Origin of the sequence: Sunxiuqinia rutila, assembly GCF_050589705.1 — a bacterium.
Classification (GTDB): Bacteria; Bacteroidota; Bacteroidia; order Bacteroidales; family Prolixibacteraceae; genus Sunxiuqinia; species Sunxiuqinia rutila.
Window position 1 is genome coordinate 314,647 of sequence record NZ_JBNGOT010000002.1, and the last position, 17,217, is coordinate 331,863.

Sequence of the window (17,217 nt, forward strand, 5' to 3'; positions counted from 1 at the left end):
AGACAATGCGAAGAACAATAACTTTTATCCTAATTTCCTTGTTGGCAATATCATGTCATCATGAAAAGCAAGACCAGCAAGAGCCAGAACTGCACCACATAAATCTTCTTGGAGATTCCATCAGTAACTCTCCCATAAAACTTAGCAGCATAGCAACTAAGCTGCGCTATGTAACACTTGAAAGCAATTCAGAAACGAGAATAGCTCCTGGTAACCGAATTTCAGTACTGGACTCTTTTATTATCAATACCGGGTTTCAAAAAATATCTTTATTCTGTGCAAAAACAGGACAATTTATTCGTGAGATTGGGGAACATGGCAGAGGACCCAACGGTTATCTAGCCACAAGCTATTGTGTTTACAAAGATCCCCAAAGGGGAATCATAATTAATGCGAGAGGATCGAAGTATTCTCTATTGGAATATAATGTATCCGGACAGCTGATCGGGAAGCTTGAAACGTTTCCATGGACCTCATATGTAACCCGGCTCAATCAAGAAAACTATGCTGCTTTCTTTGTAAACGACCGGGGCAATGACTCCCGCATGCGCATTTACAACCAGCAGGATGGAAAAATTGTATCCGAATTTCCAAATTACAAACAAACCATAGAAGCTAATGTCGTTCGTAAATTAGGACTTGAAGGATGGTTCTATTACAAGGGGGATAGTCTTTTATTTAAGGAATACCTAAATGATACCATCTTTCAGGTGACTGAGCAAAAACTGATCCCAAAATTTGTATTTAACTCGGGAGAGTTTAGCCCTCCATATGAGGAACGGGAAACTTTTAACCCGGTAGATTATCATCGCATTGACTTAATCATGGAATCAAAAAGATACTTGTTTTTCAGATTTATATTTAAGAAAAAAACACACTTTAGTCTCTATGATAAAATTACACGCACAAGTAGGATATCTTCCCTCGACAAACAGCAAACATCAGGATATCAGAATGATCTTGACAATTTTGTTATGTTTTGCCCGCAAGCCTTAAGCAATAACAATGAGCTTGTTGGTTTTATTGAACCATACCAACTGCTCGAATGGTTTAAGAAAAACCCCGAACAAATTCCCATGCTTCCACCACACTTGCAAAAGCTTAAAAATATTAAGAAGTATGATAATCCGGTGGTCGTTATTGCAACACTTAAAGAATGAAGCTGAAAAGAACTCTTTACTTTGAAATAATGTATCTCTTTATTGGCATATAAAAATATAAAGAATGAGAATAACCTACCTAATATGGACTATCGTAGTTATTTCTTTTGTAAGCTGTACATCACAGAATAACACGGAAACTTCCTTGACGCGTTTCAATATTGAAGATACAAACAAAACATCTAAAGTGCGACTGTCTGATTTAAACGTAAAGAGTATTCAATACGTACCTTTAGAAACTGACACTAATTTTTTAATGTCGGATATCAATAAACTGGTTACAACTGACAGTACGCTAGTTATATTTGACTTTAATACTAATTTCTTTCACTTTGACCTTAATGGCAATTTTATTAATAAAATTGGCACTATTGGAAAAGGACCACAAGAATATCAGTTTGCATTCGACTTTACTATTGACCATGAAAAGAAACAACTATTGATTCCAATTATGAATGAATCCAGGTTAATGATTTACTCATTAAATGGAAAATTTCTTAAGTCAATTCCTTGTACTAAGTATACAAGAAATATACTTCATACCGATGAAGGAATAATATGTCGGTGTGATTATTACGGGGGTAAGTATAAAGGAGAAAACTCAATATTCTTGATTGATGATAAAGGAAATATTATAAAAAGATTTTCGGATAAATATAAGTATATAAATACAAGCTTTACAAGTGTTTTTAAAGAGGAATTTTTAATATACAACCACCACGAAAATGTATATACAAAGGAGATATACTCGGATACAGTATTTGTTTTCAAGAACTTGAAATTTGAGCCAGCATTTATTCTAGATCATGGGGGAAAAACGATTTCTGTAGAAGCACGAGAGAAAATCGACAATTTTGATTCGTTTGTAGAAATTGCTGATCAACATTCCAAGGAGATAAACATGCTGCTTTGGGGCGATTATGTATTTTCAGAGTTCTCCTTTCAAGGAAGTTACTATAACTTTTTCGGTTCATTTCACGACAAAGATTTCAATATTATTACAAAAGATCTAATTATTAACGACATTGATGGAGGCCCAGGTATTCTATTAAAAACAACAATAGCTAAAAATACAGCTATCAGTTGGATTAATGCCTTTGATCTTAAAGCCCATGTAGCTTCTGAAGCCTTTAAAAACTCCACCCCACTCTACCCTGAAAAGAAAAAAGAACTGGAAAAACTGGCCAACAGCCTGGATCAAAACGACAATCCGGTTTTGATGCTGGTGAAATTAAAGGAATAAAATCAACCAGAACCTTAGGAATGATGCGATAAAAATGAATAACAAAAAAGGTTAACTCAATTTCAAGCTAAAAGATTACCAGCTCAACTACAAAAACTAAAGACAGTAAAAGAATCGGATAATCCGGTGGTGGTTATTGCAACACTTAAAGAATAAAGGCAAGAGACGATAAAACAAGCCACTAGTTCAATATATTTTTCCGTTGTATTTATATATTTCAGCATGTTACCATATTAGTTCTCAACAAAAAAACGAAATAGCATGAGATTACTTTCTGTATTTTTCCTTCTTTCAATTAGTCAGACTGTATCCAGCCAGAACCAACAAACAAACAACAAGATTTTTACTGTAGAAAAGGACAAATCTTATCCCAAAATATCTTTAGATGACTTGGAAAAAGAGACTTTTTATATTCCGTTGGAAACAAGCAAAGAGGTTTTATTGGATGTCGGAGCACATGTATATTATGTGTCAGATAAAGAAATACTGATATCAAACTGGAAAAGGGGCGATGTATACATTTTCGACTGGAACGGAAAAATTGTATCCCGTTTCAATCAGAAAGGAGGCATGGGGTATTTATTTATAAATTATCTGGCTTATGATGAACAAAAGCAGGAGGTATTCATCCTTGATCGAGCTAAAAAGAACATTCTTGTATATTCAAAAGCAGGGGTTTTAAAGCGAACATTAAAGTATCCTGCAAACCTGTATTTAGGTAATATCTATAATTTCGATGACGAGGCATTGCTTGTTTATCACCAGCATCAGTATGACGATCTGAGCCAAAGGCAGCCCTATCTATTCATCTCAAAAACAGATGGACAGATCATTTCAAAGGCCAACTTCTTTATTGATAAAGTTAACCCGACTTCAGTAGCCACCGATAAAATTATATTCTCTACGAAAACTTCTATTGGAAACTGCAAGTTTGGAAATGAGTATTTTTTGGCCAGCATATGCTCTGATACAATTTCCGTGCTTAATCATAACCAAAAAGTCTCCAAACTATTTGTACAATCTCCAGGTGTTTTGGCCGATTCCCGTTTAGTAACCAAAGTTAAGCTGAAAACCGATGACTTTATTGTCCTCAGCGTCTATCCCTATAATGTAAAAGGAAGCTACCGAGACCAGTTGAACGGGAAACAGCACCCTAGATCTGTAGAGGAAACAAAACTACTCTTCGATTTTAAGGAGCAAAAGTTTTATGAGTGTACTGATTTTAAGCACAGTGCATATAATGTCGATATCCCCTCCAATATGAGTGTGAGACTAATAAATGCCTATAGATTAAAGAAATGGCTGGATGACGGAGACTTGGAAGGAGAGCTTAAAGAGATTGCAAAAAAAATAGATATGAACGATAACCCGGTAATTCAAATAACAAGATTCAAATAGAACCTGATGGGAAGAGGCCAGATATGACTAATCAAAGTTGGATAAAAAGAAAAAGGAATTGGAGAAACTGCCCAACAGTTTTCATGAAAACGACAATCCGGTTTTGATGCTGGTGAAATTACAAGAGTAATCGTACAGCGATAAGTAGAACAAGTCTTTTACTTCTGCAATTAGACATCTGCATAATCTTTGCTAAATTACATCACACTAATCAAGCACCTAACTCCATGAAAAAAAACAACTTTACAAACCATAAAAAAGCCTACACAAGAAGATGGAGCTCATTATTCCTATGCCTGGTTGTACTTGGATTATACGCCTGTACAAGCAAAGCCTCTCAAAGCGAAGAGACTGATACCAGTACAAGCTTACTTGAAGAGAAGAGCTATGTAAAAACAACCATCGTTGATCGGGAGGATTTCACCATCGAAATCATCAGCAATGGCAAGCTGGCTGCCATCCAAAAAGCTGAGCTCTATTTCGAAAACCCGGGACTAATTGAAGCGATTAATGTTCAAAATGGACAAAGCGTTCCTGGAGGATTCCAAGTTGCAAACCTGGAGAACGACAGTTATCAGTTTGCCTTGAAAAAAGCAAAGTTAACCAAAGAAAGAGCCGCAATTGATAAGCTTGATGTCTTGATTGGCATGGGCTATAGCCAAAAAGATAAAGCAATTGATTCAAACCACGAATCAATCGCCGATATCCGATCAGGCTACAATCAGGCTCTGATTCAATACGAAGAGGCCAGCATGCAACTGGAACGCACCAACCTGATCGCTCCGTTCTCCGGCAAAATTGAAGGGATTACCCAGCGACAACACGAGAAAGCCAACCTTTCAAAACCATTTTGTACGCTAATTAACGATAAACGATTTTTCATCAACTTTCCGGTACTCGAGCCTGAAATCGGACAGATAAGCCTGAACCAAAAGGTAAGCGTCTCCCCCATTGCCGGTGCACAAACATCAACCGGCAAAATAACCGAAATTAATCCACGTATCGATGAAAATGGCTTAATCTGGATCAAGGCAGAAGTCAAAAATCCGGGGGATTACCTGGAGGGCATGAATGTTAAGGTGAGTATTAAAAAAGCCATTCCCAATCAATTGGTAGTTCCCAAACAGGCTGTTGTTTTGCGACAAAACCGCGAAGTCCTCTTCCGCTATACCAACGGAATAGCCTTCTGGACCTATGTAAATGTTTTGGATGAAAATGAAAACCAGTATTCGGTAGAAGCTGCAGAAGCTGCGACACTAAATTCGGGTGACACCATCATCATATCCAACAACCTAAACCTGGCCCACGAATCAAAAGTGGAGATGGAAGAGGAATAGTTTGAGAGGGTTTGAAAAGTTCTCAAACAATAAGCAACAACAGAAACTAAAATAACTCCCCTAACTGCATGGTAAAATTTCTTATTCATCGACCCGTTGCTGTGAGCATGGCATTTTTAGCACTGCTGTTAATTGGTATTGCCACCACCACCAGTCTGCCTGTTTCGCTAATGCCTGACATCGATATTCCGGTTGTTTCCATCCGGGTAACTTCTTCTGAGATGCCTGCCCGCCAACTTGAAAACACCGTTGTGAAAACAATGCGCAATATCCTCAAGGAGGTTAACCATGTTGAAGAGATGAGAAGCGAAACCCGGGATGGTTCAGCCTGGATTGAACTTCGTTTCCGGCACGGGACACCTATCGACCTGGCCTCTGTCGAGGTCAACGAAAAGGTGGATAAGGCCATGAACTTCTTCCCCAACAACATGGCCCGACCGGAAGTGATCCGCGCCAGTGCTTCGGATATCCCGATTTTCTACCTGATGGTGAACCGCAAACAGGAAACAACCACCGGTAATCAGGATGAATTCCTGCAGCTCAGCAATTTTGCCGGGCAGGTCATCCGCAAACGGCTGGAGCAACTTCCCGAAGTAGCTCTGGTTGACATGAGCGGGCTTCAATTTCCTGAAATAAAAATCCGCCCCTATCCGGCTCACCTCCAAAGTGGGGCATTCTCTGTTACAGCCTTGGAGCAAGCACTTGCCGAGAACAACATCGATTTGGGCAACCTGCTCATCCGCGATGGTCAGTACCAATACAACATCCGGTTTAACACCCGTTTGCGCGATGTGTCTGATATTGGCAAGGTTCCGGTAAACCTCAATGGCAAAGTCATGCGACTGGATGAACTGGCCGATATCTCATTGCAATCACAAAAACTACAAGGAAATGTAAAATACAACGGCCAACAAGCGATAAGCATGGCTGTAATTAAACAGTCTGATGCCAAAATGGCCCGGCTCAAAGAAGAACTGGATCAAATGATCCAACACTTTCGAACGGACTACCCGGAGCTGGAATTCTCGGTTACCCGGGATCAATCCAAGCTACTGGCCTACTCCATCAATAACCTTGGACAAAGCTTGCTGTTTGGAGGTCTTTTAGCCTTTTTAGCGATGTTCCTGTTTCTTCGCGAAAGACGGGCTCCCTGGTTGGTTGGAGTCAGCATCCCAATTTCGCTGGTCATTACCTTATTGTTTTTTTACCTGGCCGGCTTGTCCATCAACATTATCTCGCTTTCCGGGCTGGTACTCGGAGTAGGTATGATGATTGACAACTCGATTATCGTCATTGACAACATTACCCAGCACCGGCAACGGCATGCCCAATTGGATCAGGCTTGCGATGGAGGAACCAACGAAATTATCCGACCATTGATCAGCTCGGTGCTAACCACCTGTGCCGTATTCATCCCGCTCATTTTTATGAAGGGAATGTCCGGAGCGCTGTTTTTTGACCAGGCCGTTTCTGTTTCGATTGGACTGGTGGTTTCCCTGGTGGTTTCCATCACCCTTCTCCCAATCCTTTACCGTCTTTTCTACCAAAAGCATGCAATAAAAGGAATTAAAAAGAAGCTTCCGGCTTATTTCCACTGGTATGAAAAAGGCCTGAAATTCGTTCTTCGACATCAAATCCTAAGTATTTTGCTGGTTATGGGGATGATTATCTCCGGAATCCTTTTCTACGATTTAATGACAGTCTCCCGCTTTCCCAGGGTCAGTCAGGAGGAAGCCATTTTAAAGATTGACTGGAACGAACCGGTAACCATCGAAGAAAACAACAAACGGGTAAAGACCTTATTCGCTTCGCTAAGTGAGCAACCCGAATACCTCACCGAGGAAGCCGGGAAACAACAATACCTGCTTAACTCCGGAGAAGAATCGGGAACTTCGGAAAATCACCTTTACCTAAAAGCCTCATCGCCGGAGAAGTTGGATAAAATTTGTGCTGAGCTAAGCACACAGTTGAGCAGAAACTACCCACAAAGTGACTATCATTTTGCTGAAGCTGATAACCTGTTTAACCTGGCTTTCGGAAAAACGGAAGCTCCCCTGATCGCCCGGTTTGCCCACTTCAACCCCGGCAACGAGGGCTACCTGGATCGCCTGGCTGAAATTCAGCAGAATATGGAACAAGCTTTCCCCGGAAAAGTGCAATCAAAACTGATCACCCGCAACCTTATTCTACTGGAGACCGATCCGGAAAAGCTGATGTTTTACCAAGTGAATACCGATGCCCTTTATCGCGAAATAAAAAGCGCCTTCAACGTAAATACAGTATTTTCAATCAACAACAACAACACCTTTGTTCCGGTAAGCATTGGCAATAGCTATGCATCAGTTTACGATATTATTCAAAACCTCACGATTAAAAACCAGAATGGAGAGCAAATTCCCTTATCGGGATTGGTGAAAGTCAGCTCCGGAAGTGGCTTAAAAGGCATTGTTGCCGGTAAGGAAAGTGAGTACTTCCCGGTTTTGCTCCAGATCGAAGATCGTGAGCTGGAAACGGCCACCGCTAAAATCGAACAGCTGGTCGCCAATGACGACCATTTTGATGTCAGCTTTAGCGGAGAAATATTGGCAGACAAAGGCATGCTCAGAGAGCTTCTGGTGATTATCTCCGTCAGTTTGCTGCTGCTCTATTTCATTCTTGCAGCCCAATTCGAGTCCTTTGTCTTACCCCTGATTGTCCTTCTGGAAGTGCCCATCGACCTGTTTGGAGCCTTCCTCCTACTTCTTGTTTTTGGGCAAGGCATTAACATCATGTCTGCCATTGGGATTATTGTCATGACCGGGATTATCATTAACGACTCGATCCTGAAGATTGACACCATCAATAAGCTGCGCAACTCAGGAAACTCGCTGATACGTTCGATCATGGAAGCCGGACGAAGGCGGTTAAAACCAATTATCATGACCAGCCTGACGACCATCTTAGCCATGCTGCCTTTTCTTTTCCAGAAAGGAATGGGCGCAGAACTTCAGAAACCACTGGCGCTTGCCGTAATTGGAGGAATGGGAATTGGCACCCTGATCAGCCTGTTTTTTATTCCTCTGATGTATTATTTGCTGAACAACAAAAGAAGTGATAATTAATGAGCACTTTAAATCAAAAGCCGGCCTTTTCTGCCTTCTCCATCATAGTGGTGTTTTTGGCCCTGATGATTATTGGAATTGCATTTATTCCACTGCTGAATATCAGCTATCAGCCCAGCCGCAATTTACCACGGCTGACCATTCATTTTTCATGGCCCAATGCCTCCCCTAAAACAATTGAAGAAGAAAGTTCCAAAATTGAAGGGGTGCTGGGCAAAATCAGCCAGGTGAAAAATATTGAGTCGGTATCGTCTGTGGGGAATGGAAGAATTACACTGGAACTTGATAAAACCGCTGATTTAAACCAAAAGCGCTATGAAGTAGCCACACTTATTCGGCAAGTTCGTAACGACATGCCCGATGAAATGAGCTACCCGGAGATTACCTCCAGCTCAGTTAATAACAGCGATGCGGTGTCGTTCATGGTCTTAACGCTTAATGCCAGCTCATCAACCCACTACATCAAAGAAATAGCCAACCAGGCAGTTATTCCGGAACTCTTGAAAGTGAATGGAATTGACGATATCTCGCTTCACGGGGCTACTCCTTACCAATGGGAAATTAGCTTTGATCCGGAGTTACTCAAAAACTACTCGCTTTCCCCCCAGGCCATCAGTCGTACCATTAACCGATTGGGCGACCGCTTCTTTTTGGGCAATCAAAAGAATGCTTCCGGGGCTTTTATCCCTGTTTTAGCTTCCTCCGGATACATTTCACCCAGCGAATGGGGCAAACTACCAATTGCCAACAACAGTGGGCGCATTATCAAGCTTTCAGACGTTGCCAGCATAAAGCTCAAAGAAAAGCCACCAACCTCATATTATCGTATCAATGGAAGAAACACGGTCAACCTGGTTCTTTATGCTGCTTCGGGCGAGAATCAATTAAAGCTATCGCAGGAAGTTGACCATCGGCTAAAGCTTGTCCGGGAAAAACTGCCAGCAGGATATTCGGCTCTGGTTGTCGCAGACAGTACCGAATACATTCACGAAGAGCTGACCAAAATTGGCTTGCGTACGCTTTTCTCACTGATCATCTTGCTGCTGTTCGTATTAGCCGTTAGCCGATCCTTTCGGATATTGGCTATTTTGTCCATTTCCCTGGGGGCCAACCTGCTTATTGCCTGCGTCTTTTATTACCTTTTAAAGATTGAAATTCATATCTACTCGCTAGCCGCCATTACGGTCTCTTTCGGAATCATTATCGATAACAGTATCCTGATGGTTACCCACCTGCAAAAGCAAAAAGGACTGCGCGTTTTTATTTCCCTGTTGGCAGCCACCCTAACGACCCTGGGAGCATTATCGGTTGTATTTTTCCTGAAAGAAAATCAGCGGATTCTTCTTATTGACTTCACCTATGTCATGCTCATCAACCTCTCCGTTTCCCTGGTGGTTTCGCTATTCCTGGTTCCTGCCCTGATGGACAAACTCTATCATCAAAAACCAGATGCCAAAGTCCCCGTAAACATGCAACGAAGAGTAGTCAGAATCACCCGTTTCTATAGCCGGCTTATTGGTTTTGAGAAGCGCTACAGGTGGGCATTTTTTATTCTGATCATTCTTGCATTTGGTCTGCCAATCGGCTCTCTTCCTGACAAAATAGAACAAGAGACCAAACCAGCTGAGCTTTATAATAAAACCCTTGGTTCTGATAAGTTTCAATCCAACATTAAGCCGGTGCTTGAAAAGGTACTGGGTGGTTCCTTACGCCTGTTTACCGAGCATGTTTTTGAGAGTAGTTTCTATTCTGATCCGGGAAAAACAACCTTGTATGTGCGCGGCCAAATGCCGGACGGATGCACCATTCACCAATTAAATGAAGCGATCCGGAAAATGGAACAGTACATCAGCCAGTTTGATGAAGTCGCACAGTTTGAAACCCGAATCTCAGACTATAAAAACTCGTCCATTACCATTCACTTTACCAAAGAAGCAGAAAAGTCCTCCTTTCCTTTTATACTCAAGAGTGAGGTTGAAGCCAAAGCCATTTCGTTGGGCGGAATGGACTGGGGTGTTTATGGTGTTGGAAAATACTTTTCCAATGCCCTGAACATGGATCAAAAAAACAGCCACATTCTTTTAACCGGTTACAATTACGACCAACTGTATAAATATGCTGAACAATTGGAAGAAAAGCTTCTGCAAAACCCGCGGGTTGACAACACGGAAATTGCAAGTTCGAATTCATGGAACACGACATCGCGCTACGAATACCAGTTAAATGTTGATCAGGACTTGCTGGCCATACACAAACTGAACTACTACGACTATACCCGTTCGTTGTTTACCCAGCTTTATACCCGCAACCTGGCTTCTTTTTATAACCAGACAGAGTTGCAGCCCGTGGTTTTAATGTCAGACCAAAACCAGGAATACAACAAATGGGATTTTTACAACATGCCGGTAGGCACGTCTCAAGGACAAAAGAAACTGTCGCAAGCCGGAGAGATCAAAAAACGACTGGTTGGTAAAAGCATTATCAAAAAGAACCAGGTATACCAAATCTACCTGAACTATAACTTCATAGGTCCCTCACCTCTTGGGAAGATGGTACAGGAACGTGAAATTGAAGCGATCAATGAAGTGCTGCCCTTAGGCTACAAAGCACAAAAACAGAAAAGCTTTTGGTATTGGGATCAGCGCAATAAAAAGCAGTATCATTTACTGTTACTTGTCGTGATAATCATCTACTTTATTACCGCCATCCTATTTGAATCCTTGTTGAAGCCCCTGGCTGTGATCAGCCTGATTCCAATTTCCTTTATTGGGGTTTTCCTGACCTTCTACTTATTTGATTTTAATTTTGACCAGGGTGGCTTTGCCTCTTTCATTCTGCTTAGCGGGCTGGTTGTTAATGCAGCAATCTATATCATCAACGATTTTAACAACCTGATATCACGACAGAACCAGCTCCCGACAGTTCGCAGCTATTTAAAAGCTTTTAATCAAAAAATAGTAGCCATAACACTTACTATCCTGTCAACGGTTCTGGGCTTAATCCCTTTTGTGTGGGGCGGACAACAGGAGGTCTTCTGGTTTGCATTTGCTGCCGGTGCCATGGGAGGATTGCTCTTTTCAATCATTGCCATTATATTCTTCCTCCCCTTGTTTCTAAAAATCAAATAAATAGCCAATAAAAGAAAAAAGGAGCACTTTAATCTTTATTACTCCAAAATAACTCGACCATTTCGCAAACCTCGAACCGGATTAGCCGTAGAAAAAGACATTCAAGTCTCGAATGCGATTAATCCCCGGAATGATGTATTTGATTTGCTGTCGGTTAAAAGAAATTTTCATGCTCCTGTGTTGTACCCTGGTTTCAACTACTGGGTGGAGCCAAATTCAGGGATCGGTGCGTGATACCACAAACCTGCCGGTTCCTTATGCCAATGTTTTATTACTGAATCAGAAAGACTCCTCCATTGTATCAGCCGTTATGGCTACGGATGAAGGAACCTATAACATCACCAGTTTTCAGCCGGGAAAATACATTATAGGCACCAGCCTGATTGGATATAAGCCGGCTTACTCGCCCCCGTTTAGCATCGCCACCAGCAACGATCACCGCCACAACGATCCCATTTTCCTGGAAATGGACAACCAACAGATTAAGGAAGTAGATGTAGTAGCCAAGAAACCGGTATATGAACTTCAGATAGACCGAATGGTGGTAAATGTCGAAAACAGCATCACCGCCAGTGGAAACACGGCATTAGAAGTGCTGGAAAAATCGCCGGGCGTGGTGGTCGATCGTCAAAACAATGGAATTTCCCTGGTGGGAAAAAGCGGGGTGATGGTCATAATTAACGGCAAACGGACGCCCCTGCCTGTTGATGCGGCGATACAGATGCTGGATGGTATGAGTGCCGACAATGTAAAGCGGATAGAATTGATCACGACTCCTCCCGCCAAATATGATGCGGAGGGAGATGCCGGAATCATCAATATCGTACTTAAAAAGCACGAAGATTTTGGCACCAACGGGTCCTTCAATTTAGGGGCCGGAGTAGCCACCCGCGAAAAGATGAATGCAGGTCTCAATATCAACCATCACACCAATAAGGTCAATTATTACGGAACTTACAATGTGAACTTTAACAACATCAGGCAACGTTTTGAATCCTACCGTCGGTTGGTGCAATCCGGGGTGCAACTTGAGTCGGATGCTATTAGTCAGCGTAAACCCATGCTCCTGTTTCAAAACATCCGGATGGGCTTCGACTATACCATCAGCAGTAAAACCACCTTGAGTGTGCTCACCAACGGCTATGTCCGCGATTGGGAGATGGATGCCTTTAACGATGTGCGTTATTGGGAGGATCAGCAGTTTTCCAAAAGTTCAATGCTGGAGTTGACTGAGACCAACAAATGGCTTCATGGGATGGGAAATATCAATCTTCGACATCATTTTCAGGAGGAAGAAGTACTTGACTTTAACTTCGATTACCTGAATTATTACAATGATAATCCATCGGACTATATCGTTGAAAACCGCGATAATGCTGATCAAATCACCTCAAGTGAAAACATAAAAGTAACCAAAACCACCCCTATTGATATCGTGGTAGGATCGCTGGATTATTCCAACCAGTTCAATGCTGATTTTAAGCTTGAAACGGGCGTAAAAGTAACTTATACCTGGTTTAAAAACGATGTAGGAGTTCGCTATTTGCGATCCGGCAACTGGGAGTTTGATCCGGAATTGACCAACAACTATTCACTGAATGAAGATATCCTGGCGGCCTACGCTTCGTTGCAGTATAAAATTGGAGATCGCACAAGTATTGTAGGCGGACTTCGTTACGAATACCTGAATTCCGTGTTGGATTCCGATACCGAAAAGGGAATTGTAGATTTGCACTACGGCAAACTATTCCCTACTTTTTACCTTTCTCGGAAACTGAACGAAAATAACACTTTCCAGTTCTCTTACAGTCGGCGAATTGACCGCCCCACTTTTAATGAACTCGCTCCGTTCATTATTTTAATGACACCGGAAACCTTTATTTCCGGCAATGAGAATCTGCTCCCGGCTTTCAGCAACATCCTAAAAGCCGACTATCAATATAAATCTGCCATGCTTTCTTTTTCCTACACCGATACCAAGGATGCTATCTCCCGCTTTCAGCCAACTTATAGTGAAGATGAAACCAAGCAGTATTTTGTCTCCCGCAATTTTGATCAATCTCAAACCATTTCCGTTTTACTGGCTTTTCCGGTAACTGTGACTGAATGGTGGAAGATGCAAAACAATGTTACGTGGGTGTGGAATCAGCTAAAAACCGATTACGAAGACATACAACTGGATATCAGTCGCGAAAATTACCGGGTCAACTCCAGTCATAGTTTTACCTTTAGCCAAAGGGTTTCGGGGGAAGTTTCTGGTTTTTACCGGTCAAAGTCCAATTCAGGCCTTTATGAGCGAAAGCCTTCCGGTAGGCTGGACTTGGGGTTGCAATGGAAACTGAAGAATGAAAACAGCCGTTTTAACCTAAACGTGACAGATCTGTTGAAAACCAATAAACTCAAAAGCGTTGCTGATCAGCCGGAACTGAATATTTATACCCGTTGGTATATTGACTTCGAGTCGCGCGCCATACGACTAACTTTCACTCACAAATTTGGAAATGAGGCGATAAAAGTGAGAAAACGCAATACCGCCTCGGAAGCAGAGCAAAGAAGGATCGATTAGCCAGCGATGAGCTTGTCTTCTGATGGTTAGACGTAGTTTAAGTTACTCAATGAAAAATATTCAGACACTTTCCCAAACGCTGTAGTGACTTTAAATATATTATTCACAGCAACAAAAGACTTCATAAAAGATATTCGCTACAGCGTATAAGTATGAGGTTTGTGCTACTCCTCTTGCTGGAATTTACTAGTTTTGTGCTCGAATATCATCCGGATAACGGGTTGCAACCACAGTATTCTGAGTGAACAGGAGCTGTTAACCGCAACAATAAGAACGAGAACATGAAATTAAAGAAACTATATCCTGAATTAGTAGCAGGCCTTATTGATCAAGGGTTGGATAAAGAGACCAAGCAAATCCAAACGAGTTGTATGCCCAAAATCAAGTCGGGAGCGGATCTGCTTGTATTTGCGCCAGAAGGAGCTGGAAAGACAACAATGATTGCGATTGGCGTCATTCAACAGCTAAAGGAAGCTATTGGAGAAGCTCCACGAGCAATTATCATGGTTGAAACCAAAGAAAAAGCCTTTGAGCTGGAGGAGCAAATTCAGGTTCTGGGAAAGCATACCAACCTGCGTACTTTTACCGTCTTTGAGCAGGGCAATTTGCTGTACCAAAAAGACACGATTTATGAAGGGCTTGATATCTTAATCGGAACTCCCCGTCGGATTAACGAACTGCTGAGTAATACCGGAATTCCCTGCTCCAACCTGAAACTATTGGTGGTTGACGATGCCGAAACCATTTTCCCAAACCGCGTCCATCCCGTTGTATATCGTATAACAGATGGATCACCCAAAATTCAGTGCCTACTGTTTGCAAACAAGGGGCACGAGAAGTTTGACGACCTGTTAGAGCGAATTGAGAAAAACTGGGAAGTGATTACCATTGAAGCTTAGTATAAGCAACACAAACACACCTCCAGGTTATGTCGAATAAAAATCTATAGCAAAGCGCAATAACCTCCCTCACTTGAATTGATTATAGAAGTAAGTCTATTTTGATTTAGCCCTCAGTCTTTAAAGCATGCTGTTGCTCTATAAAGCAAAACCGATTGAAGGCTAGCCTTCAGCCAGTTTAAAATTCGGAGTTATTTAATCAAATAACCCTGTGCGGAGGTGTTGTATTGGTCAAAATTTGATACCGGCAGTCAGGTAAAATCCTTGTAGCTTAACCTTTTCATCCTTATCCTTCAAAAACTCATTGAGACCCCACTCATAAGAAGCATCCAGGTAGAAAATGGAGAATTGTTTGATTAAGCACTTTGCTTTGGCTATTTTTAGCCACTGTTGCTATTTGCAGCAAATTCTGATACTGCCACCATAGCCAGTTTAAGCAAGTCATCCCTGTTTTTGTACTACGCATTCTCTTTTGATGAGGTGTTTGAGTGCATATGGAATAAGCTTAAAATGTCTAATGAATCAGTATCAGAAACTAAGTATGAAGAACAAAATAGAACTAGTATCATGTTTAAGAAACTTGTGGCAATTGAACCAGTTAGTTTAATTCCATCGGCAGAGAAAGCGTTAAATCAGTATGCAACAGAAGTGGTCATGCACCAGGATATCCCTTCGGATGATGATGAAATCATCAAACGAATAGCTGATGCTGATGCAGTGTTGCTGAGCTATACATCATCCATTAATCGGACAGTACTGGAGCAATGCTCCGAAGTAAAATACATTGGTATGTGCTGCTCGCTTTATTCACCGGAGAGTGCCAATGTCGATATTAAATACGCCAACGAAAAAGGGATCACCGTTACCGGCATTCGCGATTATGGCGACGAAGGCGTGGTGGAATATGTGGTGAGTGAGCTTGTACGTTGCCTGCACGGTTTTGGCTCCAATCCCGATGGAAGCCCGGCAGAACCTTGGGATGGCATGGCTCGGGAAATTACCGGCCTTAAAGTTGGAATTGTGGGTTTAGGAAAATCGGGAGGTATGATTGCAGATGCACTTCATTTCTTTGGTGCAGACATCACCTACTTTGCCCGAAGCAAAAAAGAAGAAGCTGAAAAGAAAGGATATCAATTCCTCCCTTTGAATGAATTACTCTCGCAAAGCGAAGTGGTATTTTGCTGTTTAAACAAGAATACCATTCTGCTTCACGAAAATGAGTTTACCCAACTGGGAAACCGGAAGATTCTATTCAACACCGGACTTTCTCCTGCCTGGGATGAAGCTCCTTTTGCCCGCTGGATTGATGCCGACAATCGTTGCTATTGCGATACCCTCGGAGCTTTGGGAGATGAAAAGTTCCTTACTCATCCGAATGTGCGTTGCATGCAGGTGTCAACTGGCCGCACCCGCCAAGCCTTTGTGCGCCTGAGCGAAAAAGTATTGGCCAACTTATCAGAATACGATCGGCGAACTGATATTGCGTAGCGTATTAACCACCGACCAGCCTGCAATTTGGGCTGTTTGACTATATACATCGATCACCGCATGAACCTGTTCATTCCGGACTTCAATGCGGTGATCGTCGCCAACAAAGTCTGGGGTTGATGTTACCGACACCTGAATGTCTTCGGGCCCCACCGAAGCCAGCGAAGCAGCTACCGCAACATTCACCTTGGTTGGGAAAAGTGCAATGGCCTCCTGGGCATTTCCTTCAAACACTTTTCGCTTTTCAGTTTGCAAAGCTTCGTCATACACCGAAGTTCCCTTCAGAGAATTTGGCCCCTTCTCGGTGTCAAACGTTACCGTTGTTTTGCCCATCAGCGAAGCGGTACGCAACACATCAAAGCCACCGGTTGCTCCTGATACGATATGCACACGTTGGCTGTTTTCCCGTGCCGTTTGCTCCACATCCTGGTAAAACGCTCGATCGGCTAAAGCACCAATGGACAAAACCACCAACGATGTTCCGTTCTTTAAAGCTGGTAAAGCCAACTCTCTCAAGGCTGCTGGCGATGCTGATTCTACCAGGTAATCGGGCTTCAGTGCCAATAGTTCATCCAGCGAAGAACAAACTTGACAAGTATAATCAGAATCAGCTTTCACTATTTTATCGGCAATGGCTTCGGCCTTCTCTTTCGTGCGAGACAGCACTCCTACAAGCTGGTAATCGGGCAAAATCCCATTGATTAGAGCATCTGCAACAATCTCGGCCAGCTTTCCACAGCCTACAATAACAAGTCTTTTTGTATTCATAGTAATTGGCAATTTATTATGTCATCTTTTGCAGTAGTAATCATCGAAACGATGAAAAGCAAAGGTATCAAAAGTTTATTAAATAAGGCGAATAGCAAGCCTTACACCTTCTTCTATGATGTTTCTTCT

The 17,217-nt window shown here is 42.1% G+C and carries 10 protein-coding genes; 9 read left to right on the plus strand and 1 reads right to left on the minus strand.

Features of this window, described 5'->3' with window-relative positions; genetic code table 11:
* Positions 1-5: 5 nt before the first annotated feature.
* From ACRD6K_RS03130 to ACRD6K_RS03170, 9 genes are all read left to right on the plus strand, one after another.
* Entirely contained in the window at positions 6-1,160 is a 1,155-nt protein-coding gene (locus ACRD6K_RS03130) for a DUF4934 domain-containing protein (RefSeq protein WP_430972037.1), read from the plus strand.
* A gap of 64 nt (positions 1,161-1,224) precedes the next feature.
* The gene (locus ACRD6K_RS03135; protein WP_430972038.1) at positions 1,225-2,403 is read left to right on the plus strand and encodes a DUF4934 domain-containing protein; all 1,179 of its coding nucleotides are present in this window, start codon (positions 1,225-1,227) and stop codon (positions 2,401-2,403) included.
* A 261-nt stretch (positions 2,404-2,664) separates the two neighbouring features.
* Positions 2,665-3,801, plus strand: a complete 1,137-nt coding sequence (locus ACRD6K_RS03140) for a DUF4934 domain-containing protein (protein ID WP_430972039.1) — start codon at positions 2,665-2,667, stop codon at positions 3,799-3,801.
* Positions 3,802-4,028: 227 nt separating this feature from the next.
* A complete protein-coding gene (locus tag ACRD6K_RS03145; RefSeq protein ID WP_430972040.1) occupies positions 4,029-5,138 on the plus strand; it encodes an efflux RND transporter periplasmic adaptor subunit in 1,110 nt (369 codons plus the stop codon).
* Between the two features lie 68 nt (positions 5,139-5,206).
* On the plus strand, positions 5,207-8,239 hold the full coding sequence (locus tag ACRD6K_RS03150; protein ID WP_430972041.1) for an efflux RND transporter permease subunit: 3,033 nt from the start codon (positions 5,207-5,209) through the stop codon (positions 8,237-8,239).
* Complete coding sequence (locus tag ACRD6K_RS03155; RefSeq protein ID WP_430972042.1) at positions 8,239-11,367, plus strand: efflux RND transporter permease subunit; 3,129 nt, start codon at positions 8,239-8,241, stop codon at positions 11,365-11,367. Before ACRD6K_RS03150 ends, ACRD6K_RS03155 begins: the two co-directional genes overlap by 1 nt.
* A gap of 169 nt (positions 11,368-11,536) precedes the next feature.
* Positions 11,537-13,933, plus strand: coding sequence for a TonB-dependent receptor domain-containing protein (locus tag ACRD6K_RS03160; RefSeq protein ID WP_430972043.1), 2,397 nt, complete (start codon positions 11,537-11,539; stop codon positions 13,931-13,933).
* A 281-nt stretch (positions 13,934-14,214) separates the two neighbouring features.
* Positions 14,215-14,832, plus strand: coding sequence for a DEAD/DEAH box helicase (locus ACRD6K_RS03165; RefSeq protein ID WP_430972044.1), 618 nt, complete (start codon positions 14,215-14,217; stop codon positions 14,830-14,832).
* 567 nt (positions 14,833-15,399) lie between these two features.
* Positions 15,400-16,320 carry an NAD(P)-dependent oxidoreductase gene (locus ACRD6K_RS03170; RefSeq protein WP_430972045.1) on the plus strand — a complete coding sequence of 307 codons (921 nt, stop codon included), beginning with the start codon at positions 15,400-15,402 and terminating at the stop codon, positions 16,318-16,320.
* Here the strand turns inward: ACRD6K_RS03170 and ACRD6K_RS03175 are convergent.
* Positions 16,288-17,088 carry an aspartate dehydrogenase domain-containing protein gene (locus ACRD6K_RS03175; RefSeq protein WP_430972046.1) on the minus strand — a complete coding sequence of 267 codons (801 nt, stop codon included), beginning with the start codon at positions 17,086-17,088 and terminating at the stop codon, positions 16,288-16,290. The genes ACRD6K_RS03170 and ACRD6K_RS03175 overlap by 33 nt on opposite strands.
* Positions 17,089-17,217 lie beyond the last annotated feature (129 nt).

What these genes read in the sequence shown, in the direction of transcription:
- ACRD6K_RS03130 (WP_430972037.1), top strand. Translation starts at nt 6, where the DNA reads ATGCGAAGAACAATAACTTTTATCCTAATTTCCTTGTTGGCAATATCA.
- ACRD6K_RS03135 (WP_430972038.1), top strand. Translation starts at nt 1,225, where the DNA reads ATGAGAATAACCTACCTAATATGGACTATCGTAGTTATTTCTTTTGTA.
- ACRD6K_RS03140 (WP_430972039.1), top strand. Translation starts at nt 2,665, where the DNA reads ATGAGATTACTTTCTGTATTTTTCCTTCTTTCAATTAGTCAGACTGTA.
- ACRD6K_RS03145 (WP_430972040.1), top strand. Translation starts at nt 4,029, where the DNA reads ATGAAAAAAAACAACTTTACAAACCATAAAAAAGCCTACACAAGAAGA.
- ACRD6K_RS03150 (WP_430972041.1), top strand. Translation starts at nt 5,207, where the DNA reads ATGGTAAAATTTCTTATTCATCGACCCGTTGCTGTGAGCATGGCATTT.
- ACRD6K_RS03155 (WP_430972042.1), top strand. Translation starts at nt 8,239, where the DNA reads ATGAGCACTTTAAATCAAAAGCCGGCCTTTTCTGCCTTCTCCATCATA.
- ACRD6K_RS03160 (WP_430972043.1), top strand. Translation starts at nt 11,537, where the DNA reads ATGCTCCTGTGTTGTACCCTGGTTTCAACTACTGGGTGGAGCCAAATT.
- ACRD6K_RS03165 (WP_430972044.1), top strand. Translation starts at nt 14,215, where the DNA reads ATGAAATTAAAGAAACTATATCCTGAATTAGTAGCAGGCCTTATTGAT.
- ACRD6K_RS03170 (WP_430972045.1), top strand. Translation starts at nt 15,400, where the DNA reads ATGTTTAAGAAACTTGTGGCAATTGAACCAGTTAGTTTAATTCCATCG.
- ACRD6K_RS03175 (WP_430972046.1), bottom strand. Translation starts at nt 17,088, where the DNA reads ATGAATACAAAAAGACTTGTTATTGTAGGCTGTGGAAAGCTGGCCGAG.